At 39.4% G+C, this 24,757-nt stretch carries 13 protein-coding genes; 5 read left to right on the plus strand and 8 right to left on the minus strand.

Annotation, left to right across the window (positions count from 1 at the left end; all coding sequences use genetic code 11):
• Positions 1–269: 269 nt before the first annotated feature.
• The 7 genes from K5G00_RS05945 to K5G00_RS05975 all read right to left on the minus strand — a co-directional run bounded on the left by K5G00_RS05945 (position 270) and on the right by K5G00_RS05975 (position 10,383).
• Entirely contained in the window at positions 270–2,717 is a 2,448-nt protein-coding gene (locus K5G00_RS05945; protein ID WP_238765243.1) for an alpha-L-rhamnosidase-related protein, read from the minus strand.
• 46 nt (positions 2,718–2,763) lie between these two features.
• Positions 2,764–3,948, minus strand: a complete 1,185-nt coding sequence (locus K5G00_RS05950; protein WP_238765244.1) for a sialidase family protein — start codon at positions 3,946–3,948, stop codon at positions 2,764–2,766.
• A gap of 82 nt (positions 3,949–4,030) precedes the next feature.
• Positions 4,031–4,870 carry a glycerophosphodiester phosphodiesterase gene (locus K5G00_RS05955; RefSeq protein ID WP_238765245.1) on the minus strand — a complete coding sequence of 280 codons (840 nt, stop codon included), beginning with the start codon at positions 4,868–4,870 and terminating at the stop codon, positions 4,031–4,033.
• A gap of 84 nt (positions 4,871–4,954) precedes the next feature.
• Entirely contained in the window at positions 4,955–5,626 is a 672-nt protein-coding gene (locus tag K5G00_RS05960; protein WP_238765246.1) for a lysoplasmalogenase, read from the minus strand.
• A gap of 22 nt (positions 5,627–5,648) precedes the next feature.
• Positions 5,649–6,596 carry a metallophosphoesterase family protein gene (locus K5G00_RS05965; protein ID WP_238765247.1) on the minus strand — a complete coding sequence of 316 codons (948 nt, stop codon included), beginning with the start codon at positions 6,594–6,596 and terminating at the stop codon, positions 5,649–5,651.
• A gap of 179 nt (positions 6,597–6,775) precedes the next feature.
• Positions 6,776–9,439 (minus strand): alpha-L-rhamnosidase, encoded by a 2,664-nt coding sequence (locus K5G00_RS05970; RefSeq protein ID WP_238765248.1) that lies wholly within the window; start codon positions 9,437–9,439, stop codon positions 6,776–6,778.
• Between the two features lie 479 nt (positions 9,440–9,918).
• A complete protein-coding gene (locus K5G00_RS05975) occupies positions 9,919–10,383 on the minus strand; it encodes a hypothetical protein (RefSeq protein ID WP_238765249.1) in 465 nt (154 codons plus the stop codon).
• A gap of 646 nt (positions 10,384–11,029) precedes the next feature.
• On the opposite strand from K5G00_RS05975, the gene K5G00_RS05980 reads away from it, so the two are divergent.
• The 5 genes from K5G00_RS05980 (at position 11,030) to K5G00_RS06000 (ending at position 22,393) form a co-directional block, all read left to right on the plus strand.
• Positions 11,030–13,417, plus strand: coding sequence for a WD40/YVTN/BNR-like repeat-containing protein (locus K5G00_RS05980; protein ID WP_238765250.1), 2,388 nt, complete (start codon positions 11,030–11,032; stop codon positions 13,415–13,417).
• Positions 13,418–13,450: 33 nt separating this feature from the next.
• Entirely contained in the window at positions 13,451–16,519 is a 3,069-nt protein-coding gene (locus K5G00_RS05985; protein WP_238765251.1) for a SusC/RagA family TonB-linked outer membrane protein, read from the plus strand.
• A 12-nt stretch (positions 16,520–16,531) separates the two neighbouring features.
• Positions 16,532–17,995, plus strand: coding sequence for a SusD/RagB family nutrient-binding outer membrane lipoprotein (locus tag K5G00_RS05990; RefSeq protein ID WP_238765252.1), 1,464 nt, complete (start codon positions 16,532–16,534; stop codon positions 17,993–17,995).
• Positions 17,996–18,134: 139 nt separating this feature from the next.
• Positions 18,135–20,804: a VPS10 domain-containing protein gene (locus K5G00_RS05995; RefSeq protein WP_238765253.1), complete on the plus strand. Its 2,670-nt coding sequence runs from the start codon at positions 18,135–18,137 to the stop codon at positions 20,802–20,804.
• A 284-nt stretch (positions 20,805–21,088) separates the two neighbouring features.
• Positions 21,089–22,393: an alpha-L-fucosidase gene (locus K5G00_RS06000; protein ID WP_238765254.1), complete on the plus strand. Its 1,305-nt coding sequence runs from the start codon at positions 21,089–21,091 to the stop codon at positions 22,391–22,393.
• An 81-nt stretch (positions 22,394–22,474) separates the two neighbouring features.
• Here K5G00_RS06000 and K5G00_RS06005 read toward each other — a convergent pair whose 3' ends face one another.
• The gene (locus K5G00_RS06005; RefSeq protein WP_238765255.1) at positions 22,475–24,736 is read right to left on the minus strand and encodes a GH92 family glycosyl hydrolase; all 2,262 of its coding nucleotides are present in this window, start codon (positions 24,734–24,736) and stop codon (positions 22,475–22,477) included.
• Positions 24,737–24,757 lie beyond the last annotated feature (21 nt).

Below are 24,757 nucleotides of genomic sequence, written 5' to 3' on the forward strand. Positions count from 1 at the left end.
CCAGCTCCGGCAATGGCTTCCAAATCAGCAGTAATCCCTTCCTTTGCTACATTTCCACCAATAAAATGAAACCAGGTCTCCGGGTGATAAATTTTGGGCGGAGACAAAAAAAGTTCTTCATCATGCGTTCCAAACGGTCTCATTATTTCACTTTTGGAAGGGAGAACAAAATTTTCTTCTTCCGGCTGATTTGAACAAGAACAAAAGAAGGAAAATACAACAAACAAAATGAACAAATTTTTACCGGCCATGACTTTATTATTTTCTTTTCAAAGTTCCTTTATTTCCTGATTACTCATATTAATAATTTCAGTTTCAAAACCTACAGGAACATTCAGCGAATATTCGATTGTACCATTTTGTTTCTTCCAACTAAATTCAATCGCATCATCCTCAACCGGAAGGACACCGCTGCATTCATCCAAATCGATATCGGAAAAACGAATGGTAACCCTTTTGTTTAAATAATCCACATTTTTAATTCCTAGAATATCTCGATACAGCACATGTCCCAGGTAGGAAGCAAAACCGTGATTACAACTGGCACTGGATTTCATGTGCTCCCATAAAGTACCGGTTTGTTTGGCCATTTCGTAAAAATAATCTTCAACCTCGCTTAGCAATTGTACCTGCAAATCATAACGGGAAAGGATGTCCATTCGGAGATAATTTCCGATAAATGCATTGGCTTGAAAAACTTTCGGATAAGTATCATTAACATCTCTGTTTGGACCAAACTCTGTGGTTAATTTTTTCCAAAGTTCGGGATGTGTTTCAGGCGTGGCAATACCGAAAAAGAATGCATAATATTGACAGACCCCGGTTGTGTTATTCGTTACTTGAAGTTTTCCATTTTTATCGCGAACAGCATTGTCAACAAAAAAATCACCGTTAAACGATTGTTCCAAAATGGTTTGTTTAATTTGCTTTGCTTTATTTAACCATATTTTGTTGTTATACAAATACCCGGCTTTTTCAAGTGCGGCACTGTAAAGCATATTGGAAGGATAATTTACATCCTGCACAAAATTGTTGGCCTCCGACCACTCCACAAAAACCCACTTTTCCAGTTTTTCCAACAGGCCATCTTCGTTTTCAAACGCCTCAAAATATTTTAATAAATCAGCAATCCGGGGTTCTATTTTTGCCACTAATTCTGAATCTCCTCCCCGCTTTTTATAATCATCTATCTGAACGATAAACCACATTGCCCAGTTGGGAATAAAATTGCCGTTGTATTGATCAGCCGGGTAACACATGGGCAACATTCCCGCGGGCAAATATTTAAAACTGTCAGGCAGGGCATAATTCTCATAGAAATTGTGTGCTACCGCAGATCTCCCCGTAAAATCTTTTTCGGTGATTGCCGAAAAATAACTGTCGCAGAGCCACCCGGCCCGTTCGCGTGAAGGACAATCCATAAAAATATCTACGGCATTTTGCCGGTATGTCTGTCGGGCAGCCTTGTAGACCGCATTTAATTTTTCGTCGCTACATAAAAATGCAGCCCGTGGGTTTTCAGGATAGGCATATTCCCGCAGGTATATATCTTCAACTTCACAGGCTCCTTTCAGAACAATGGCTTTCAGAAATTTGAATGTATAAGACTCAAAGGTCTCCAGATTATAACTACCTGGTTGCAGTTCATAAACAACCTGATTATTCACATCTGCCATTCGTTTTTTTGTATTTACATCTCCGTTGGTAAGTAATTCATCAAAATAAAAAAGAATTGTACTTGGCTCTTTGCAAACAATGCTACTACCAATAAATCCTGACAGATTGGTTCCAAAATCAAGAGTTACAAAATCATTCGCGTTTAAAGAAAAAGACTGCTTGTTATAATTTTGTTCTACTTTTTTAAACGTTTTGTTGGCAACCTCCTGAATTAATTGAGACGGTAAAACTTCCAGTTCTTCCTCTTTATAACCTTTAAATTCGCTGTTTATATTTACTAAGGAGCGATCTTTATAATATTTCTCCGGTTTTTGAAATTGAATCGTTCCCTCAGCGTAAACTACTAACGGATGAACAATGTTGAAATCAGGTAGCAAAAGATTTCTAGTGAGAAGCTTAGCTTTTTCCTGCTCGACCAGTTCAATTTTCGCCACTGGCTTTTTTGTCGAGGTTTTCCATGAATCAAAGTCCGCATTCAGTCGGTAATATTCGGTAAACGGACGCTGAAAACTATACCGTTCCACTTTTTGCAAACGTTCATTTATTTGAAAGGCATCAAACCCCGAATCTGCGCCTGTTGCCAATAGAATATTGTTACCCGCTTCAACTTCGGCTTGCAGAAAAGAAGGTTCATCGATGGTATAAAAGCTGTTTACATTGTAGCCAACCACCTCAATTGCGAGCACATTTTCACCGTCCTTCACCAATTGTCCCAAACCATATTCATCAACACGATAAAAATCATGTGCAGCTCTTGCGGGACCATATCCCAGGAATTTTCCATTCAAAAAAACACGATAAAGTGTGGAAGCGGTAATTTTCAATTTTATATCCTGATTTGTTTTTGCCTGAAAAATGCCTTGAAAAGCTAAAGTCATGTTCATCTCAGTTTCGCGGCCTTCAGCCCAAACCGGAACTGCTTTTTTTAATAATTCATCTTTCTCTGTTTTTGGTGTTTCACATGATATGATAAATGGAAAAACAAAAATTAAAATAACTGCCAAATATTTAAAAAAATCTGATATAAAAGAGTTCTTCATTTTTCAGGTTGATTTAGGTTTTGTTCGATTTATACTATTTAGTTTTTTATTTTATTTCCAATATGGTTCCGGCAATGTAACGCGTTCCTTTGTTTTTATTAAAATAATACACCACCAGCACCCGATTTTCGTCGATTAGAACGGGCCAGGTATACCCCAAATCGGAATTTCCTCCGTCGTCACGCAGAACAAATTCTGGAGCAGTAGCAAAATCGGTGCATTCAGCATTTAAGATACGAGCTCTGATTCCATAAGGTTCATGTCGGTAACCATAAGTAAGCAAAACACGATTATCAGGCAAGCGAAGTGTATTTAAAGGATGTCCCTGAAAGCCCATTTTTTTCCAGGGGCTGAAAGTTTTTCCACCATCTTTTGAACGGGCAATACATGCCTGATCATTCATTCCCGACGTACGAAGAAAGGCTACCAAATCGCCTTTTGGTGTTTCATAAATGGAGGTTTCGTTAAACGAAGCTTTATTATCGGTAGCAACCACAGACTGATATTCCCATGTCAGCCCTTTATCATCGGAAACGAGCAAATGCGTCGAAGACTTTCTCGGTTCTTCATTATCGAAGGCAGCAACCACCCAATAAATTCTTCCGTTTTCTCCCTCGCAAAGAGCACCCCGATTGTATGCAGGCAAGGGTTCTCCCGTGGGACTTAGATTTAATTCCGGCAGAATATGCGGGGGATAAATCGGTCCGTTCCAGTTTTTTCCACCGTCCGTTGAACGTATGAGATACCCCCCTAAAAAAACAAAATCATTATTTTCTCCGTAAGGTTTTTGAAGTGTAGCCCGTTCTTCTTCCGACAAAGGTGCCCAGCCGTAGCTGGCACATAGAATTGTTCCGTCCTCTAATTGCAACATACACGGATCCTGTGAACCGCCAAAAGGATGTGCGTAAATTAATTCCGGTTCTTTTGTCCAATTTTCAGCATCGGTTGAACAAACTTTTACGAGGTAACTGTTGGCATCAACATGATGGTTTCCTTTGGCTCCGTATATACGACGATCGGGAGCCCGCCGAAAAGCGACAATCATCTCACCATCGGGACGTTTAATCACAGAAGGAAAGCTGGAATAAAAAAAGGTGTCTTTATAAATGACCACATCTTTTATTTTTATTAAACCAGTTTTGGGTTTATCTGCTTCTTGTTTCTCTGTCTGTTCCTTAGCAAAAACAGAATAAAAACCAAGCATTATAAAAAAACTGAGTACTGCTTTCATTCAGTTAAGATTTAGTTCCAATATTACTTTAAATAATTATGTTATGCATCCCGTGGAATCCTTCCTGTAAATAACGAGCGAACTATAACCCTTCCAATATTGTTTCCAAATAACCGGAAGTATGGGCAATATCGTTTACCAAGGGGAAATCGACTCCATATTCGAGCAACTGTTTTAGTTCTTCAGGTGAGTCAGTTCCAAAATAATTTATTCGGATTCCGTTCTTTTTCAAAGCCCTCGTATAATCAGCAAAATCGGGCGTAACTTCTCCTTTTAACTGAATAAAATCGGCTTTCATTTTAATGGTTGAATTAACATAATCCCAATTCGAATCCTGTCGCTCCATGTTACAAATTAAAATTCCGGGAACAAATTCTTTTGCAGCCTTCGCGGCTTTTTCACTGCAAGCTAAAAAAGCCTGATTCAAACGATTTTCTTCTTGCAACTTTTTGGCAACCATTACCGGGGTTTCACCTTCGCCTTTTATATGAACATTGATCCATATATTTCGGGGAAGGATATCCAGGGCTTCTTTAAAAGTTGGTACTTTCTCACCTTGAAAATCCTGCGACTTCCAGCTCCCGGCATCTAGTTTTTTTATTTCATCCAGTGTAAAATCTGAAATTCTTCCCGATCCATTTGTTGTTCGGTCAACCGTTTTATCGTGCATAATCACCATTTTTCCATCTTTGGTTAACCACACGTCCATCTCCACCATTTGCGCACCGGCTTCGACAGCGGCTTTAAAAGCCACAATTGTATTTTCAGGATGAGTAACCATTGCTCCACGGTGTGCACAAAAACCTCTATCCGGCAATAAATTTTGTTCTTCTGTTTTACTGCTTAGTGTTTGAGCATGACTAATTTCATTATCAAAAAAAAACAGGCAAAGAGCCAGGGCAAAAAATAGAATAAGTTTCATTGTCTTTTGTTCTTGTTTATTATTATCTGTATTTCTTTTTCTATGTTTCCGGATTTCATCTTTTCTACTAATTCAACATTTAAACTAATTCAATTCTTTCGCCTTTCTGCGCATCACCGAGAAAGTTACAGAAATATGTGCTAAATAGTAAGTAGGCAAAATCAAAAAGTTTAATTCTTTGTAACCCACAAATTCTTTTAATGAAATAATTGTGTCGGAAAAAAGAATCAAAAAAATTCCAAAAATATAAGCCCATTTTTCGGCTCCGGAAGCACGAATTCCAACAGCAGTTCCCAGCGAAATACACGAAATTACCAGATAAACCAAAACCGCCATCGTTAATACCGGATTATCCATTGAAGGGAATAACACCCACATAAAAAACACAAAAAAACCAAACAATAAAAACAGCGTAAAAATTTTGTTTATGTGTCCGTTAAGCCACGCATAAAGAAGATATCCCACATGTGCAAAAAAGAAAAAGACAATGCCGTAAACAAACATAAAAGCATCATCTTGCTTATTCGACAAAAACCAGTCGCCAACGATGGAAAACAGAAATGCCGACATCAGAAAAAGGATATCTTTTGCTTTTGGTAGTTTGGAAAAATAAAGTATCAAAAGAATTATGATTCCGGCACCTGCGGTTCCCGATTTAAAGAAAAATCCGAAATGGTTAAGCGCCAAAACAGCAGAAACCGTTGGAACAATTAACAGGAGATATAACCAGCTTGCATTAAACTGTTTTGTTTTCATTGCAGAATAGCTTTTGTTTATATTAAAGGTCAATCTGCATTTCTTTCTGCTGACTTCCGGGCAGAGAAATACAGATGTTATTTTCAGTAAGTTTTATTTGTCGCCAACTCGTTGTGTCTTGAGCAAATGCCCCCGTTCTTACTTGGATAATTTCGTTTCCTTCTTTATTAGCAAATGATTGAATATCATTTTTATGATTATGCCCGGCAAGTATCATTTTCACGGAAGAATATTTTGCCAAAACAGAAAACAATTCTCCTCCTGTTTCAACAACGTTACTTTTTAGCGGGATATGCATCAAAATAATTTCCACATCATCATCGGATTGGTTTATTTGTCCCTCCAACCAATGCAACTGAGGCGTATCCACGTAGGGAAGCAATACATTCTCTTCATCGGAAAAATCATAATAGCCATCATCGAGAAAAATAAACCGAAAGGATGTTTCCCCAACTTTGAAAATTTTACTGTAGTGTGTACCTTCGCTAAAACACGAAGCGTTTTTTATCCACGCAGCACGGGCTTTTTCAGCATTGTTTTGGGTTGAGATACGTTCACCTTCTCCCCACGAATAAGAAATAATATCGTGATTTCCGAGTGTAAAATAAAAAGGCACCTGACTTTTCCCCATTAGCTGCACCAACTGTTCCAGTTGAAATTCCAGCATTTTTCCGTTGCTGTTTTCGCCTTCAAAAAAATCGACTAAATCGCCGGTAGCAATTACAAAATTACTTTGGGTTTTTCGCGGCATATTTTCAACAAAATTTTTCAGAGGTTTTACACCATCTTTATAACCACTTCTATTTTCAGCCAACTCAGGCTGAAAAAAATCCAAATCGAAAATTACATGCGTGTCCGTAATATGAAGGAAAGAGAGTGTATCATTTTGCCCGAATAAACCTCCGCGAATCAGAATAATTAACCCCAACACCAAAAGTATCTTGTAAAAATTATTTTCGATATCATTCATTTGAATAAATTTGTTTCCTGTTTGTACATCATCATTCTGTCTGTTGTAATGTATGGTATACAATTACGGTAAATTAAACTGAACTTATTTAAGCATCAATCTATTTAAAACAGTTCCCCGGAAATTCTAATAATTATAGGGACGAACGACGAAGATACATAATAAAGGGTGTTTTGACATCAGTCGATTGTATATCTGACATTGTATTTTCCACTCTTAATGTTCACCAACGAATTGGCATTTTGAAAAGTATATTTTTTCCCCTCCAATGAATATTCCTCAATGCCTTCGGGAATTACAACTTCTGCTTCAACGCCCACGGGAATTTCTATTTCCATATCCATTTTCCCTGCTTCAATTTTCCAGTTTACCGACAGTTTTCCCCACGGCGTTTCTTTAAAGGTTTTTGCCCATGTAACTCCTTCGGGAATTTGTGGCTGAATGCGTACTTTTCGGTAGGCCGGGAAATCTTCCAGCGGAAAAATTCCACCAACAGCCTGATAAAACCAGGAGCCGGTTCCGTTGTAACAGTTATGAATCCTGCTCCGGGCACCGTCCCAATGTTCCCAGGTAGTTGTAGCACCATTATCAATCATATACAAGTAACCCGGGTAATCGCGCTTTTTCATCATTGAATACATTAAACCGGATTTTTGGTTTTTAGTTGCCCACTCGCTTAAAACCGGAAGACCTACTAACCCACAGGCAAAATGCCCCTCACGATTTACATTGATTTCAGTATATAAAGCTTCTTTTACATTATCTAATTCTTTTTCAGGAACCACACCGGCTATCAACGGGAAAGCCAAATCGATTTGTGTTCCTGTTCCATAGGTGTTATTTGATTCGTCAAAAAATGTTTCATGAATCATTTTCTGCAACTGATCTTTTTTCCGGGCATACATTTTTTCATCATTCGCTTTTCCGAGAATTCCGGCTATTTTCTGCATATTATCGTAACAAACAGCAACAAAAGAATTATTTACCACATCCACCGAAGCCTCAGCAGTCTGGTCGATTCCTTCCGGTGTAGCCCAGTCGCCCAGATACCATCCGCGGTAATCTGTGTCGGGCCATCGTTTCAAAAGTCCGTCAACCGAATATCTATCGACATAGTCTAACCATTTCTGCATTACGGGATAATATTTTTTCAGTATCAACGTATCGCCATAATTCAGAAAAGTATTCCAGGTACCCGTGATAATAAAACCACACCAATAGGGACCACCGCCAGCTCTGTATGGATTTGGCGCAGTGTGCGGCATTCCACCGTCTTCTCGAACTACATCGGCCCACGCCTGCAGCCAGTTGGAATATAAAGGGCCTAAGTTGTACATTGTTTGAGCTGTTACCGTTGAAGCATTTCCATCTCCGCCATAACCCAGGCGTTCAATTTGAGGACAATCGACCAAATCTCCGCCTATACTTATACACTGAAGCGTATAATGCAACATATCATGAATCGCATTTAAATCCGGATCGGAACATTCAAATCCGGAAGCCTCTTCATAATCGGTCCGGATAAGGTAGGCCTGAACAGAATCAACATCCGGTATTTCAGGGAGTCCGGTGACCTGCACATACCTAAATCCGTGATAGTTAAATTTATTGATAAAAGTTTCGGGTGCTGTACCGGATGCTATATAAAGATCGTATTGATTGCGGTAGTTAAACTTCCCCTCTTTGGTTAGATGATCACAATATTCCAGTTTTATCTCCTGCCCGGATTTTAAATCCTGAAAATGAAACTCAAGCCATCCCGTTAAATTCTTTCCCATATCCACCAGAAATGTATCTGCTGCAATTTGAATAATTGCTGCCGGTTGAATAGTATCCTGAATGGTATTTAATTCTGTCATCTGAGGGCTTATAGCATGATGCGGAATATTTACAACCGAAACCGGCTTCCACTCCCGGCCAGGCTCATCCGTTTTTAAATCGTTTTTTGTTAGCATGCCGTTTATGATCTCACCCCCAAACTGATTTGGCCTCCAGTTTCCATGACGGGTGTAACCACTTGCTCTGCCTTTCCAACCAGCGTTGGTAACAGCGATGGTTTGTTTTTTCTCTCCATGCACTTTTTCCAACTGCGCCCGAACTACCGGGCCATCGTTTACCACACCGGGAAGTCCGGAGGTGTACCATCCGCTCCCCAACCAAATCAACAAATCATTCCGGCCTTTTTTAACCAAAGCTGAAACATCGTAGGTATTTATTAACGAACGTTTATTCAACTGTGAAACTGCCGGAGTTAAAACACCGTTGCCCGCTTTTTTTCCGTTTATATAAACCTCATGGTATCCCAAAGAATTTACATGCAATAAATATTTTGAATCAGTATCCTCCACATCAAATGATTTAAAAAACTGGGGACACTCGCTAAAACCGGCACTGGTATTATATGCAATGTATTCCGCCTGCCAGTTATCTTCAGTTAACAAGCCTATTCCAAACATAGCGGGTACACTCCATTCCGATACATTTTCATTATTATCCCAAACACGTATTTTCCAAAAGGCAGCTATTCCCGGCAACAGTTTCTTTCCCTCGTATGGAACAAAAATATCCGAGACGGATTCGATTTTCCCGGAGTCCCAAAAATCAGATTTTTCTTCTTCAAGCAAATCAACATCGCTGGCAACCAGAATCTGAAAAGCTTTTTGCTCTGTACCATTTTGTAAGCTCTGAATTTTCCAGCTAAAACGGGGTACTATTTTGTCAATCGCTGTCGGATTTGTTAAATTTTCACATTTAAGGTCGTAAACAACAAGATGATTTTTTGAGCTACAACTCAATAAAATGAATAAAACAGCAGGGATAAAAAAGACAGGTAGTCGGTTCATTTATCAACAGTTTAAAATTTGGATTATCAATCCCGGCAAAGTTATTAAAGTTTTTATAAATATTAGGCTTCAAAGTACGAGTATGCTTTCTCTGCAAAAGTTAATGTTTTCCGGCACTCGCTTTTTCAAACCCTTGGGAATATATTTAATCAAGACCGTAAAAGTACCTCCAAGAATTATATTCTGCTTCAAATTCAGCAACCGTCCTCTTTTACAAAAAAACCGCTACCAAAAATTTGATAGCGGTTATTATTCTTAAAATCCAATTTCCGTCCAGAACGAACTTCTCCGGGGCATCCCTGAAAGACTTCTTTTTACTAAAATTACACTACCTTCTGCGGCGATGTTACTCCTTTCAAAATAGCTGAAATACCAAAGAAAAAATGCGGACATGGAAACTTATGAGAAAAAACCGGTAGTAAAACCAGATGTTTCTTACCGGCTTTGTTTTAAAGAAGTAACCAAAGTTTTATTTTCAGTTATTGTTTATCATATACCATCATTTCCGACATGTCTCCATACGATGATGAAGCGGAAGCTTCAATTACCATATTTTCACCATCCATTTTGTATACTTCTACAATAGTCATCGTTTCGCCTTGCATCGGAATTTTTGAAGTTACAGTCAGCATCTTTTTGTCATCGGACCAAACAGCAGTAGATTTCTTTTCAGTGTCCATAAAACCAACATTAACACATTCTTTTCCATCAAGTGTAAGTTTATCCTTTGTTGTAAAATTCTGTCCTTGAAAACTCGAATGTTTCTCAACACTCATATCGTTTGTTTTATGAACGACAACGATTTCGTTCGGAGCCATGCTAAACTGGTCGCCAAGTTTACTTTTTGAACTGTTCAATTTCCAGGTTCCGGAGAAATCCATGCTCTGAGCTGATACCAATGTTGCACCAAGCAACATCACTAAAAGGTAGATAATTTTTTTCATGATAGTTAGGTTTATTGTTAATAATTACAATATATAGAACTCTCTAATTTAAAAAGGTTTATTCAAAATAAAAAAGATTATTTATTGGAATTTCAATCTTTTGATTCGATATTTATTTACACAGCACTTTAAAGTTGTCCCGGGCATTATCTTCTATGCCAACTGCCTTGTTTCACGAATAAAAAAAACATTTGATTTCAATAAAAAAAACCCTCCCTCTGTAATACTTTCATGTAATACAAAAAAATGAATAGAGCAAAAAAGACAATGTTACGCTTTTTACCTAAAAAAGCACTTTGTGAATTTTATTTTACATAAAAAATATCAACTACTTACAAAAATTCAAACAAACATAATATCAAAACAAAACAAACAAATGGCTAAAACAAGAAATTTTATATCTATAAAATCCATTTGTATTAAAAACCTGAATGAATCAAATTATTTTATTGCAAAGAAAAACTCACCTCTACCACGCATCACATTTCCTGACTTTTATCATGTTATATAACTATTTGTTAACTAATCATTAATAAAAGTGACATTTTTACACTAAAAAAATAAAAAAGAGAACTAATATCCACGATTTATACACTATTTTAACATTACAATTTCTGCAAAAACAATAATAATTAAATCACTTTTTATGAATACACGTCTGTTTCTTTTACGTTTTAAAGGAGTTATTTTATTCCTGTTATTTGTAAATTATTTAAGCACTGCACAAGAGAAAAAACCGGTTTTTAGTGGAGTTGAGAGGGTTAAAATGTTCAGCAAACAAAAAGAACTCGTCCAATCTTCTGCGTATAAAGATCTACACTGGAGTTATATTGGTCCGACAAACATAAGTGGAAGGTGTACAGATGTTGAGGCAATATCTCCGCGAGGGCAGCAATACTCCATATGGATTGGTTCTGCAACCGGAGGGGTTTGGAAATCAACCAACGAAGGAACTACTTTTGAACCTGTATTTGATGAAATGCCAACTGCATCAATCGGCGATATTGCTATAGATCCTCAAAATCCCGATGTTGTATGGGTTGGAACCGGAGAAGCAAATATATTCCGGAGTTCAAATGCAGGATGTGGCGTTTTTAAAACCTCCGACGGTGGTAAAAACTGGGAGCTGATGGGGCTGGAGAAAACACACACAATCGGAAGAATCAGAATTCATCCTGAAAACAGTAATATTATTTACGTCGCTGCTACAGGACATGAATGGACAACCAATGAAGAAAGAGGCCTTTACAAAACGACTGACGGCGGAAAAACATGGGATAAAATTCTTAAAATCAACGACAAAACAGGTGTTTTTGATGTTGTTTTAGACCCGTCTGATCCTGAAACAATTTATGCAACCTCCTGGGAAAGGATGAGATTAAAATGGAATGATCCACGGACATTTGAAGACACCAGGAATTGTGGCATCTGGAAATCTACAGATGGTGGGAAAAATTGGAAAAAAATAAACCAGGGACTTCCGGACGCAAGCCACAGAGGCAGAATTGGGATTGATATTTCCCATTCAAATCCGAAAGTATTGTATGCACTGTTGGATAATTACGAAATAGCCTATGAAGCGGAAGAAGGAGAAGTTGATTCTTATGGAAGACCTAAAGAAGACGTTATAAAAGGAGCCACCGTTTATAAAACTACAGATGGAGGTGAAAGCTGGGTACAAGTAAGTGGACTGACACCGGAAACAAAAACATATATGGAGCGCCATTCAGGAACATATGGCTGGGTTTTTGGGCAAATACGAGTCGATCCAAAAGATGAAAACACCATTTATACACTTGGAATATGGTTACATAAATCTACTGATGGGGGAAAAACATTTACAACCATTCGTGACCCGCATGCCGACCATCATGGCTTCTGGATTGATCCAAATAACTCTAATTACCTGCTTGATGTACAGGATGGCGGTTTATCTATTTCGTATGATCAGGGAGCAACATGGAAACATCCGATAGCCCCTCTGCCATTGGCACAATTCTACAATATTGCTTTCGACTACAACACTCCTTTCAGAGTTTTTGGCTCAATACAGGATCATCACAGCTTTTACGGCACAGTAGACATTTCAAGAGGAAAAGACAGAATAGAGCCTGTTGAGTTTGAACATACACTGGGCGCCGAAGGCAGTATTCATGTAATAGACCCACGGGATAATAATACTGTTTTTGCTAGTGTTTTTTACGGGAATCTTGCTCGTGCCAAGGTAGATAGCTATCCGGAAAGTACAGAACGAATTTTGCCACCAAATTATCCGGACGAACCGGCTTTGCGTGGACAATGGGTTTCTCCCATCGTAATGTCTCCCCACAACAACGATATTATTTATTTTGGTACTCAGTATGTAATGAAATCGACAGACAAAGGAAGTACCTGGGAAAAAATCAGTCCGGATTTATCATTTAACGATCCCAATAAATTCGGAGATATAAATTACCAAACCATACAAACACTTGACGAATCACCTTTACGTGCTGGGTTACTTTACGCCGGCACAGACGATGGAAGGATTTGGCGTACAAAAGATGCCGGTAAAACATGGGAAGAAATCAGAAGTGGAGCCGTACCGCAACGATGGGTGTCCCGAATGGTTGCATCAAAATATGAGCTGGGAACGGTTTACATGACACAAACCGGAAGACGCGACGATGACTTTCAGGTTTACATCTGGAAATCAACTGACTTTGGCAAGACATGGGAAGACATTTCCGGTAACATTCCGGTGGGACCAGTAAATGTAATAAGAGAAGATCCAATTAACCCTGATATCCTTTACGTTGGCACCGATGCTTCGGTATACATAAGTAAAAACAAAGGCGAAAGCTGGGACGTGTTGGGTGACTTACCATTTGCCTATGTACACGATCTTCAAATCCACCCACGAGAAAATATGATTATTATAGCTACACACGGGCGGGGAATGTTTGTTATGGATGCCGACCCTGTAAATGATAAAGAAGAATTACTTAGACAACGCAGACGATACAGAGCTACAGAGATGGAGACCGAAAATTAATTATTCATTAATCAAATTTTTAAATTATTCTCTATGAAAAAAATCACGACGCTGCTAATTGCACTGATTTTGTTGTCAACAATTTCAGTGCTTGCCCAAACAGTGGAAATCAGGGGAGTTGTTACCTCTGAGGATGATGGTATGGCTATACCAGGCGTTACTGTCAGTGTAAAAGGAACTACTATGGGAACAACGACCGACATGGACGGGAATTATTCAATTAAGGTTCCATCCGAAACAAAAACGCTGGTCTTTAGTTACATCGGGATGAAGACACTGGAAATTGAAGTCTCAGGACGTACTCAGATCAATGTCACCCTTAAATCAGACATTCAAGACATTGATGAGATTGTAGTTACTGCACTAGGCATAAAAAGTGAAAAAAAGGCGCTTGGTTATTCCACAAGCGAAGTGGAATCCGACGAACTGATCGCGACCCGCACTGATAACTTTGCAACAGCACTCGGAGGGAAAGTGGCAGGGCTTAATATCACGAATACTTCCAGCCAGGGGGGATCAGGAACACGTATTGTTCTTCGCGGGGGTTCTTCTATTACCGGTTCAAACGAACCACTTTTTGTTGTTAACGGTGTACCTTTTGACGCCGACAACCGGGGAACTTCTTCCGGACTGGCTGACATTGACCCGAATTCCATCGAATCATTAAGTGTTTTAAAAGGTGCTGCGGCTTCTGCTCTTTATGGCAGCCGAGCTGCTAACGGTGTAATTCTCATTACATTAAAAACCGGAGCAATGGATTCAAAACCTACCGTAACGTTTAAACACACCTCAACGTTTGATGAACCATACGAGATTCCTCTTCAAAAATCATGGTCGCAGGGAGTTTTTGACTTTGGGGCACAGGACTGGAATTATATTGATGGAGACAACCAATATACTTCATCTTCATGGGGGCCAAAAATCTCCGATCTTAATGGTGTAGATTATTACGATCGCTGGCAGGTTTTCAAAACCGGGTATACTGCCGACAATACATTCAGTGTTAACGGTGGTAATGACAAAGCTTCGTATTTTGTATCGTATACCAATACAATTAACAATGGAGTACTCGATCCGCTCAGTTACAAACGAAATTCAGTAAACGCGAACACTTCATTTAAATTTACGAAAAAGCTTACTGTTTCATCCAACGCTCTGTATTCAAGTCAGGATATCGACCGTTTTGAAGAAAGCAATAGCAACTATACGTTTATGAACACTTTCCTCGCCTCTCCTCCTTCGTGGAACCCTAATCCCATTTACCGGGAAGACGGAACATTACGCCTATACAGAGGAGGTGGTCGTGAACCCTATCTTTATATGATGGAAAACACAGGTAACAACATCAAACGTGAAAGATTTGCAGGTTCGGTTACTGTTGAATATGAAATTATGGAACACCTGAATTTCAGATCTGTAACCGGTGTAAGTACCAACAACCGAAGTTACGAAAACTACAAAAACAAAGGCGGTTTGGTAAATACTGAAGGCACCTATGAAAGAGGAACACGGTTTGCTAAGGATATTGAATCTACTGAAATGATAACTTATGACAACCGTATCGGAGATTTTTCATTCGATGTAATGGTTGGGCACAACATCGTACAGAATTATTGGGAAAGGATGGTTTTTGAAGGAACAGGGCTTGTAGTTGCCAATATATACAACTCAGCGAATGTGTCCAATTACACAGCTTTCTCTGAATGGGAAAAATTCCGTTCATGGTCACTTTTCGGAAAAGCCAGCATTGGATACAAAAGCATGTTGTATTATTCTGTTACCGGAAGAAACGACTGGGCTTCAAGTATTAAAAACGACTATTTCTATCCAAGCCACAGTTTTAGTTTTGTTTTCAGTGAACTTATTTCTGAAAATGAGATTCTCGACTTTGGTAAATTGAGGCTTAGTTATGCAAAGGTTGGGGCTCCGGCAAATCCTTACGCAACAAATATTGTTCTTGACCAGGCTGAATCATCTGATTGGCTGGGATATTCATGGCCTTTCAACGGACAAAACAGCTACCTGCCAAGTTCTGATTACCCAAATGAAGACCTTCAGAATGAGTTTAAAAGTGAAATTGAAGGTGGATTGGAAATGAAATTCTTTGATAACAGGTTGGGAATCGACCTTGCGGTTTATAAAAACTGGAGTGATAACCAGATACTTTGGCAACAACTTTTAAACTCAACCGGATACGAAGGTGGATATATTAATATTGGCGGAATCACACACAAAGGTATAGAACTCGTGTTAACAGGTACACCAGTTAAAACATCAAATTTCAGTTGGGACATTACGTTTAACTGGGCGAAAGACAATTCAAAAGTCGACGATCTGGGAGAAAACGATGAACCTATTGATTTAGGATCTTCAGGATGGGCAATTGTTGGTCAACCGTTTCCGGTAATTTACGATGACGGATTCCTTCGCGACGATGACGGAAACCTGGTTTTGAGCGATGAAGGCGACCAATCAGACAACAGGACAACCTATGGCCGACCAATGATTGATCCCCGCGGAAGAAAAATTCTTGGCAAAATTGAACCCGATTGGATTGGAGGACTTCGCAACTCATTTAATTACAAAAATCTTACTCTTACTACTCAAATCGATTTTCAAAAAGGTGGCCTTGTTGTAAATTTTGACGAACACTACCTCACCTACTATGGAATGTCGTCACTTCAGGAAGATCGTCCGGAAGACAACCGAATTGTTTTCGATGGAGTTATGGGGCATTATGACTATGATACGCAAGAAGTGGTTGTTACCAATCCGAACAATACTGAGTGGACTCATTACAGCAGTTATTACCAAACGGTCTGTCAGTCCACCCCCGAGGAAAATATCCAACCCCGTGATTTTATCAAACTCAGAGAAGTATCGCTAACCTACAGTATGCCATCTTCGATTACCCAAAAACTCCACGTAAAAGGAATCGATTTAACTTTTTCAGGAAGAAACCTTTGGAGAAAATTTAAAGACGAGTTTACCGGACCTGATGTAGAAACCAATACTAATGGTATTGACAATGGAAACGCATGGTTTAACTATAGTTTCCCTGCAATGAAAACATATTCATTTACACTTGGTTTAACGCTTTAATTAAGATAAAAGATGAAAAAGATATATTCAAAAATATGTATTGTATTCTCGCTGTTAATTCTCTTTTCAGCGTGTGATAACTGGCTCGACGTTGATGAAGATCCAAATGCCATTACTGATTCACCTTCTATTAACGAAGGGATTTACCTAACCGGAGTTGAGGCAGAATGGACTCAGCAGGCTGTAACCTTCTTTGTTTGGTGGAATGGTATGAAAGATTGGTTGCTTTGGTACGCAGCCGATGGGACTCAAGGTTATGAAACCCGTTTTGAAATAGCAACTGACTATGGAATTGAAATCTGGAATGCATACACCGGAGCCCTAATGCACTCAAATGCTTTGTATGAAAAAGCAAAAGAAAACGGCAATAACCGTTTCCAGGCTATCGGAGCAACAATTTCAGCCTGGCACTGGTTTAACATGGCCGATTATTACGACCAGGCACCGCTTGATGAAGCTCTGAACGGAGCTGAATTCCCTTACCCTAATGTCAATTCACTCGAAGAAATTTATACTCATGCCAACGCGCTTCTCGACGAAGCAATTCAACTGTTTAATGCTTCTGATCCGGGAGAATTAGTGCCATCTGCGTCACAAGATTATATTTTTGGCGCCGATTACAGCAAATGGACAAAGCTTTGTTATTCTTTAAAGGCACGATATGCTATGCGACTTACATATTTGCCCGGAAAAACTGCAACAGGCCAGGCCGATCTCGCTTTACAATATCTCGAAAACGGAATGACCTCAAATGATGATATGTGTGCATGGGATCATCTGGACAACCTTACTTTCGACAGTTACATTTATGAAGAATCGTTATATGATTACTCCGCCGAAGGAATGACACCTTCAACATACATTGTTAATTTACTTAATGATTTGAACGATCCAAGAAGACCAATTTTTTGGACCGAAGCGGAACAGGGAGGATACATCGGACATAATAGTGGCTCATCTTCGGTTTCTGGCGAAAAACCTAGCAGGTGGTCGATGAGCTATTGTACCCAATCATACCCCGATATGATTATGATGTACTCTGAATGTCTTTTCCTGGAAGCAGAAGCTTATGCGTTAAAAGGAGAATATGCAGCTGCGCAAACGGCTCTTAAAGCAGCGGTTAGAGCTGACATGGAATATCATGGTGTTGCAGAACAAGATATTGTAGCTTATCTTGCTCAATCAGAACTTAGTGTTCCTTCAAACGTTGAAGCCGCACAGGAATTGGTTATGACCCAAAAATACATTGCCAACACTTTTGAAACAACTGAATCTTACTTTGATTTTATTCGCACCGGATATCCAAAACTTGATTTTAGTATTATCAATCAGGTGATCAATACGAATACATTTCCTCGACGAAATCCATATCCACCAGATGAACTTGAAAAAAATCCATCAATTGCAGCAATCGGTCAACCCGACTACTTTAAAAAAGGAGTTGCCTGGGATACAAAATCTTTTTCATGGAGATAAAAGGATGTAATAATTAAAATTGTGTTTAGGTCGCCTTGTTTTTTAATAAGGCGACCTTATTTTTATACAAAATTACCTGAGGGAGTTAGATTATAAAAACAAAACTGAAAAATAATGTTGTTTCAAAATACATACTAAAATGAATTTACTAACCAAATCTTTCGCAGTTATTCTACTCACAACAGTTTTCACGTCTCTGCTTTTCGGACAAAATGAGTCATCGCCAAACTATGATGCATTTCAGTACCGAAATCTGGGAGCCTACAGGATAAGCGCCTGGGTTGGTTCATTAGCTGTTCCTGAAAATCCCGGAGACAAACACAAATATACGTGGTATGTTGGTCCTCGAAGTGGAGGAATATGGAAAACAGTGAATAACGGAACTACTTTCGAATGCGTATCTGATGCTTTTGGCACCTCATCTATCGGAGATTTTGCAGTCGCCCCTTCCGATCCGGAAGTAATTTGGGCCGGGACAGGAGAAGCTTTTAATGCACGCAGTTCGTATTACGGAAACGGAATATGGAAATCGACTGATGCCGGGAAAACCTGGAAAAACATGGGACTTGAAGATTCTCATCACATCGCAAAAGTAGTAATTCACCCTACAAATCCAGACATAGTTTGGGTTGCCTCCATGGGACATTTATTTTCAGAAAATGAAGAACGTGGAATTTTCAAAACAGCAGACGGCGGAAAAACCTGGAAAAGAGTATTGTATATTAATAGTGAAACAGGCGTAACGGATATCGTTGTTAATCACTCAAATCCTAAAATTTTATACGCGGCAACCTACCAAAAAAGGAGAACTGCATGGACTTTTGAGCCTGGTGGAGAAAAAAGCCGTATTTACAAATCGACCGACGGTGGGAATTCATGGAAAATGGTTGAAGGCGGGCTACCAACTGGTCCGCTCGGACGAATCGGATTAGATATCCACCGTGCAAATCCTGATATTGTTGTAGCAGTCATTCAAAACCTGAATGTAAAACCAGGTGTTGATCCGAACGAGCCGGTTCCTTTTGATGAATTTACCGACCATTCTTTTGACAATTTAATTGGCGGTGAAGTTTACCTTACAAAAAACGGCGGCACAAGCTGGAAACGAATAAACGATCCTGAAACCAACGATGTAAGCGGAAAAGCAGCTTACAGTTTTAACCGGATTTCAATCGACCCAATTAATCCAGACAAAATCTACATCATCGGAGTTGGTATGTATTATACACTTGACGGGGGAAAAACCTGGCCGGGCTTTAGAGAACAGAACTTGTTCCAGACCAACTTTGGCGATAATCGTATATTCTGGATCGACCCAGAAGACCCGCGTCATATGATGCTGGGGTCCGACGGTGGAATTTATTCCACTTTCGATGGCGGCTTAACCATGAATCACTACTACCATTTACCATTGGGTGAAGTCTACGACGTTGAAGCAGACAACGAAACGCCATACAATATATACATCGGATTACAGGACCACGAAACATGGAAAGCACCTTCCAATGGCTGGTCGAGGCAAATTACTCCGGCCGACTGGGTAATTACGGGAATGTGGGACGGAATGTACTCGAAAATAGATCCGGAGGACAACAAGTACATTTATATCACCACGCAATTTGGTTCACATCAGCGGGTTGACCAGTCAAAAGGAGAACGGGTCTCCATTCTTCCAGAGGCAAAAGAAGGAGAACGCTACCGTTACACATGGACAACACCACTGGCGATTTCTCCTCACAACAGTGCCATTATTTACACTGGGGCAGAAAAAGTTTTGCGCTCGCTAAACAGGGGTGAAACCTGGGAGGAAATAAGTCCGGATTTAACAGACAATGACCCCAAAAAGACATGGGGTAAAGGGCATATCCAATATTGTACAATATCAACACTTGACGAATCTCCTGTAAAAGCAGGAATCATCTGGGCCGGCACCGACGACGGACATGTTCAGTTAACAACAGACTTTGGTCACACATGGACCGATCTCACCCCAAATCTCGTAAAAGCAGGAGCACCAGCTTCTATGTGGGTAAGTAAAGTTTTTCCATCAAACCATGACTCCGCAACCGCTTATATTTCAAAATGCGGACTTACAGATGATATAATGGATGCTCACATCTATATTACACGTGATTTTGGAAAGACCTGGAAAAAAATAACAAACGGATTACCAGGCTCCCCGGTTAATGTGGTGATTGAAGACAATAAAAATCCAAATTTACTTTTTGCCGGAAACGATTTGGGAGTCTATGTTTCTACAAACGGGGGTGAAAACTGGCTGCCGTTTAAGGCAAACATGCCCAATGTAGTTGTTCGGGATATAATGATTCACCCGCGTGAAAATGACTTGATCGTAGGTACCTATGGCCGTGCCGCATGGATAACTGACATCAGCCCTCTTCAACAAATTACTGCTGAAATTAAATCAAAAAAAATCCATCTGTTTGATATTGAACCGAAGCCCCAACTGAATTTTTCGCAACAAGCCCGATGGGGAGGATACCAAATGACCGGAAGTAATCATTTAAATTCTCCAAATGAACCAAACGGACTGGAAATATGGTATTCAATGGGAAAAGATCTGACAGGCGGAACCAAACTTAGCATTGCAAATAAAGCCGGAGAAACCGTTTTTGAAAAAGAACTTCCAAATAAAGAAGGAATAAATAAAATTTACTGGAATACATTCAGAGCTGAACCAGGCGAATATAAAGTAACCATAGAAAATGGTGATTTTTCTGAAAATAAAACCGGCATTGTTCAGGAAAAATGGATTTGGCCAGTTCTAAATTATTCAGGAAAAAACTGAACCATATTTTTGGCAGGACTATTTGCTGACTATTAGTCGGAATTTCAAAACTCTTCATGATGGCAAACTTCTCAGTTTACCAGCCATTATGAAGAGTTCATTTATGACATTCGGAATACTTACCTTGATTGCAAGCCCAAATATTTTGTATATTTTCTAAGCTCAAACAAACAACTGTGCTGAACTGTGCTGAAGCTATCCTTGCCACGAAACATGTTTTCTAACAGTTGATTAATTCGTATTTTTCGGCAAAATATTTCACATCACTCAATAACTTTATAGAAATGAAAAACTTAGCCAACATCATTTTATTAATTTTCCTATCTGTTAATACTTTATTTGCACAATCAGATTACAATCCTACAGATAAAAATATTAAAAACCGCGAATGGTTTCAGGATGCAAAATTCGGACTTTTCATCCACTGGGGTGTTTATAGTATTCTGGGTGACGGAGAGTGGGTTATGAATAATCAAAAAATTCCTGTTCACCAGTATGAAAAGCTTCCATCGTTTTTTAATCCAACACAGTTTGATCCTGCCGAATGGGTTTCGATGGTAAAAAAAGCCGGGATGAAATACATTACCATTACCAGCAAGCACCACGACGGTTTTGCAATGTACGATTCAAAAGTGAGCGATTACAATATTGTTGACCGTACTCCGTATGGAAAGGACGTTTTGAAAATGCTAAAAGATGAATGTGACAAACAAGGAATCAAATTATTCTTTTATCACTCTCAACTCGACTGGCATCATCCCGACTATTTTCCGCTGGGCAGAACAGGACAAGGTTTCACCGGCAGACCAGACAAAGGAAATTGGAATGATTACATCGATTACATGAATACGCAGCTTACTGAATTACTGACCAATTATGGCGAAGTTGGTGGAATTTGGTTTGACGGGATGTGGGACAAACCAAATGCAGATTGGCGACTGGACGAAACGTATTCGCTTATTCATAAATTGCAGCCGGGAACACTAGTTGGAAGCAACCACCACATTTCTCCCATTCCGGGTGAAGATTTCCAAATGTTTGAACGCGATCTTCCTGGAGAAAACACCATGGGCTTTAACCAAACCGGAACCATTTCCGAGCTTCCTCTCGAAATGTGCGAAACCATGAATGGTTCTTGGGGTTTTAATCTTCAGGATAAAAATTACAAGTCGTCAAAACGGTTAATCCAAACCATGGTAAAAGCAGCAGGTTACGGTGCAAATTTTTTGTTAAACACCGGTCCAATGCCAAACGGAAAAATCCAAACAGAAAATATAGACACTCTAGTGGTTATGGGAAAATGGTTAGATAAATATGGCGAAACCATTTATAACACACGAAGAGGCCCTATTAAGCCGCAGGATTGGGGAGCAACAACCATTGCAAAAGACGGCACTGTATTTATTCATCTGCTCGAAATGAAGGATGAAAACCTTCTTATTCCTGCACTTCCCGGCAAAATAAAATCGGCTACCTATTGGGCTAACGGCGAGAAAGTAAAATACAAAGAAACAGATTATGGAATTTTATTACACATTCCAAAAAGCAAGCAGGATAATGTGGATACGATATTAAGAATAAAGATGTAGTAACATAAAAAAGGAAAGCCATTCTGCGGCTTTCCTTTTATCTTGAATTCGGTTGGTTCTACTCACATAAAATCCATGTCACTACTTTTTGGGTTCCGGTCCCATTTCGAAACTAATTTCGCCACCACTTGCCAGATCAAAATGATTCAGTGAATTTGATTGATATTCTTTCCCGTTAAATGTTATTTGCTGAATATAAATATTCTCTTTGCTGTACTCAGGGGCATTTATTCCCAATGTTTTTCCTGATTCCATTGTAATTGTAACCTTATTAAACTTAGAGCCACAAATTTGATACTCCGGCAATGCCGGACAAACCGGATAAAAACCGAGTGCTCCAAATACGTACCAAACCGACATTTCTCCTGCATCATCATTTCCACTTAATCCTCCAGGACCGGTTCCATATTCTTCATTCATAACATCGGCCACAATCTTTTGTGTTTTCCATGGCTGCCCTGAATAATTGTATAGAAATGGAATCTGATGTCCCGGCTCATTTCCATGCCAATACTGACCAACTTCAAAGAATTTGTCGAGGTCGGCATTGAAGGCATTCTTCCCTCCCATCAACTCAATTAATCCATCTACATCATGCGGAACATACCAATTGTATTGCCATGGTGTTCCTTCGGTTATAAAAGATGTATGTTGGTCGCGCGTAAAATCTTTGGTAAAAGTTCCATCGGCATGTCTCCCATTCATATTGTTTACCTCAGGGTCGAACACATTCCGGTAATTCTGCGCCCGTTTCATATAATAATTGTAATCTTCTGTTTTTCCCATTTTTTTTGCAATCTGCGCCAAAGCAAAATCATCATACGCATATTCAAGCGTACGCGAAACCTGTTCCCGTTTATGGAAGGCCTCCATTACTGAATCTTCCAATGGAATGTAGCCATATTTTAAATAAGATTTCAGTGCACGTCTTCCCTTGCCATCGGTATATTCAGCAAAACTTTCCGGAGATTCATTCGCATTATGTTTTAATATTTCATAATCTTCCTCCGTTAAATCAACCACTCCTTTGGTATAAGCCTCTGCCACAATAGAAGTAACATGATCGCCAATCATGGCTGAAGTATAACTGTTCCATTTAGGGAAAATAGGCATCCACCCGCCTACCTGAGCCATGGTTAGAAGCGAGCGCACCATATCGGCATTTGCTTCCGGAACAATAAGACTGTAAAATGCATGCATTGCCCTATAGGTATCCCAAACAGAAAAATCGCAGTAATAGTTTCCGTCACAAATGGTATCAGTCTGTGCATTGCCGTCGAAACGCGGATAAGTACCACTTACATCATTGTAAATACGGGGTTGCTGGAAACAATGGTACAGTGCGGTATAAAACTTCACTTTATCGTCGTGGTCATCTCCCTGCACTGCCACTCTGGAAAGCAAATCGTTCCATGTTTTTTTAAGACTTTCTTTTGTCTTTTCAAAATCAAAATCCGGGATTTCTTCGTTCAAATTATTACGAGCTTCTTCAACACTCACAAACGAAGTACCTATTTTTACCCGAAGCACTTCTCCTTTTTTTACATCAAAAGAAAAATAAGCCCCAAGATTGGGCAGATTTTCAATGATTAACTGCTTCTGATGAATATCGTCGCCGGAATAAACCCCGTAAGAAACAGGCACTTTTTCAACCTGCATAACAAAATAGCCGGAAAAACCTGCATGTTTCCCCCAGCCCTGATAAATCCGATGAACGGGGTTGTAGCCTACTATTTCATTATTATCGGCATTTACTTTCACAAAACCTTCTCCCTCATCGCTGTTCGGATTGATAACCAAATGCGCCGGACCTTCATTTCCAAAAGTAAACCGGAGCAAACCACAGCGCGTTGTAGCCGTCATTTCTGCGGAGATATGATAATCAGCAAGACTAACTTTATAACAGTAAGGAGTTGCTGTTTCATTATCGTGGGAATACGCAGAACCACGTTTATCCGGATTACAAACCAAATCGCCAAAAACGGGCATAATTGCGCAAGAACCATATTCCTGAGTACAGGAGCCACTTAACCAGTGCGATCCACGAAAGCCGGTGATTATACTGTCTTTATAATAATATGCCGACATACATTTTGTTTCAACATTATTGGTTTGAGCCGACCAGTTGGTCATTCCAAACGGAACTGTTACAGAAGGTTGAACCTGTGCATTGTGTTCACTACCGCCACCATGGCGAAGCCCGGCAATGGTAGTTGTTTTTGCAGTTCCAATCATTGGGTTTACAAACTGGGTAAAATCAGACGGGGCATTCACATTTTGTTTTGTTGAACACCCAAACCCTATTCCCAGAATAAAAGCTGACAAATAAATTTTAATACGCATTTTTATTTTTGTTTAGTTGTA

Source organism: Maribellus maritimus, from assembly GCF_022267315.1.
Lineage (GTDB): Bacteria > Bacteroidota > Bacteroidia > Bacteroidales > Prolixibacteraceae > Draconibacterium > Draconibacterium maritimum.

Bases quoted from the DNA above. Each gene is read 5' to 3' on its own strand.
- K5G00_RS05945 (WP_238765243.1), bottom strand. From the start codon at position 2,717: ATGAAGAACTCTTTTATATCAGATTTTTTTAAATATTTGGCAGTTATT.
- K5G00_RS05950 (WP_238765244.1), bottom strand. From the start codon at position 3,948: ATGAAAGCAGTACTCAGTTTTTTTATAATGCTTGGTTTTTATTCTGTT.
- K5G00_RS05955 (WP_238765245.1), bottom strand. From the start codon at position 4,870: ATGAAACTTATTCTATTTTTTGCCCTGGCTCTTTGCCTGTTTTTTTTT.
- K5G00_RS05960 (WP_238765246.1), bottom strand. From the start codon at position 5,626: ATGAAAACAAAACAGTTTAATGCAAGCTGGTTATATCTCCTGTTAATT.
- K5G00_RS05965 (WP_238765247.1), bottom strand. From the start codon at position 6,596: ATGAATGATATCGAAAATAATTTTTACAAGATACTTTTGGTGTTGGGG.
- K5G00_RS05970 (WP_238765248.1), bottom strand. From the start codon at position 9,439: ATGAACCGACTACCTGTCTTTTTTATCCCTGCTGTTTTATTCATTTTA.
- K5G00_RS05975 (WP_238765249.1), bottom strand. From the start codon at position 10,383: ATGAAAAAAATTATCTACCTTTTAGTGATGTTGCTTGGTGCAACATTG.
- K5G00_RS05980 (WP_238765250.1), top strand. From the start codon at position 11,030: ATGAATACACGTCTGTTTCTTTTACGTTTTAAAGGAGTTATTTTATTC.
- K5G00_RS05985 (WP_238765251.1), top strand. From the start codon at position 13,451: ATGAAAAAAATCACGACGCTGCTAATTGCACTGATTTTGTTGTCAACA.
- K5G00_RS05990 (WP_238765252.1), top strand. From the start codon at position 16,532: ATGAAAAAGATATATTCAAAAATATGTATTGTATTCTCGCTGTTAATT.
- K5G00_RS05995 (WP_238765253.1), top strand. From the start codon at position 18,135: ATGAATTTACTAACCAAATCTTTCGCAGTTATTCTACTCACAACAGTT.
- K5G00_RS06000 (WP_238765254.1), top strand. From the start codon at position 21,089: ATGAAAAACTTAGCCAACATCATTTTATTAATTTTCCTATCTGTTAAT.
- K5G00_RS06005 (WP_238765255.1), bottom strand. From the start codon at position 24,736: ATGCGTATTAAAATTTATTTGTCAGCTTTTATTCTGGGAATAGGGTTT.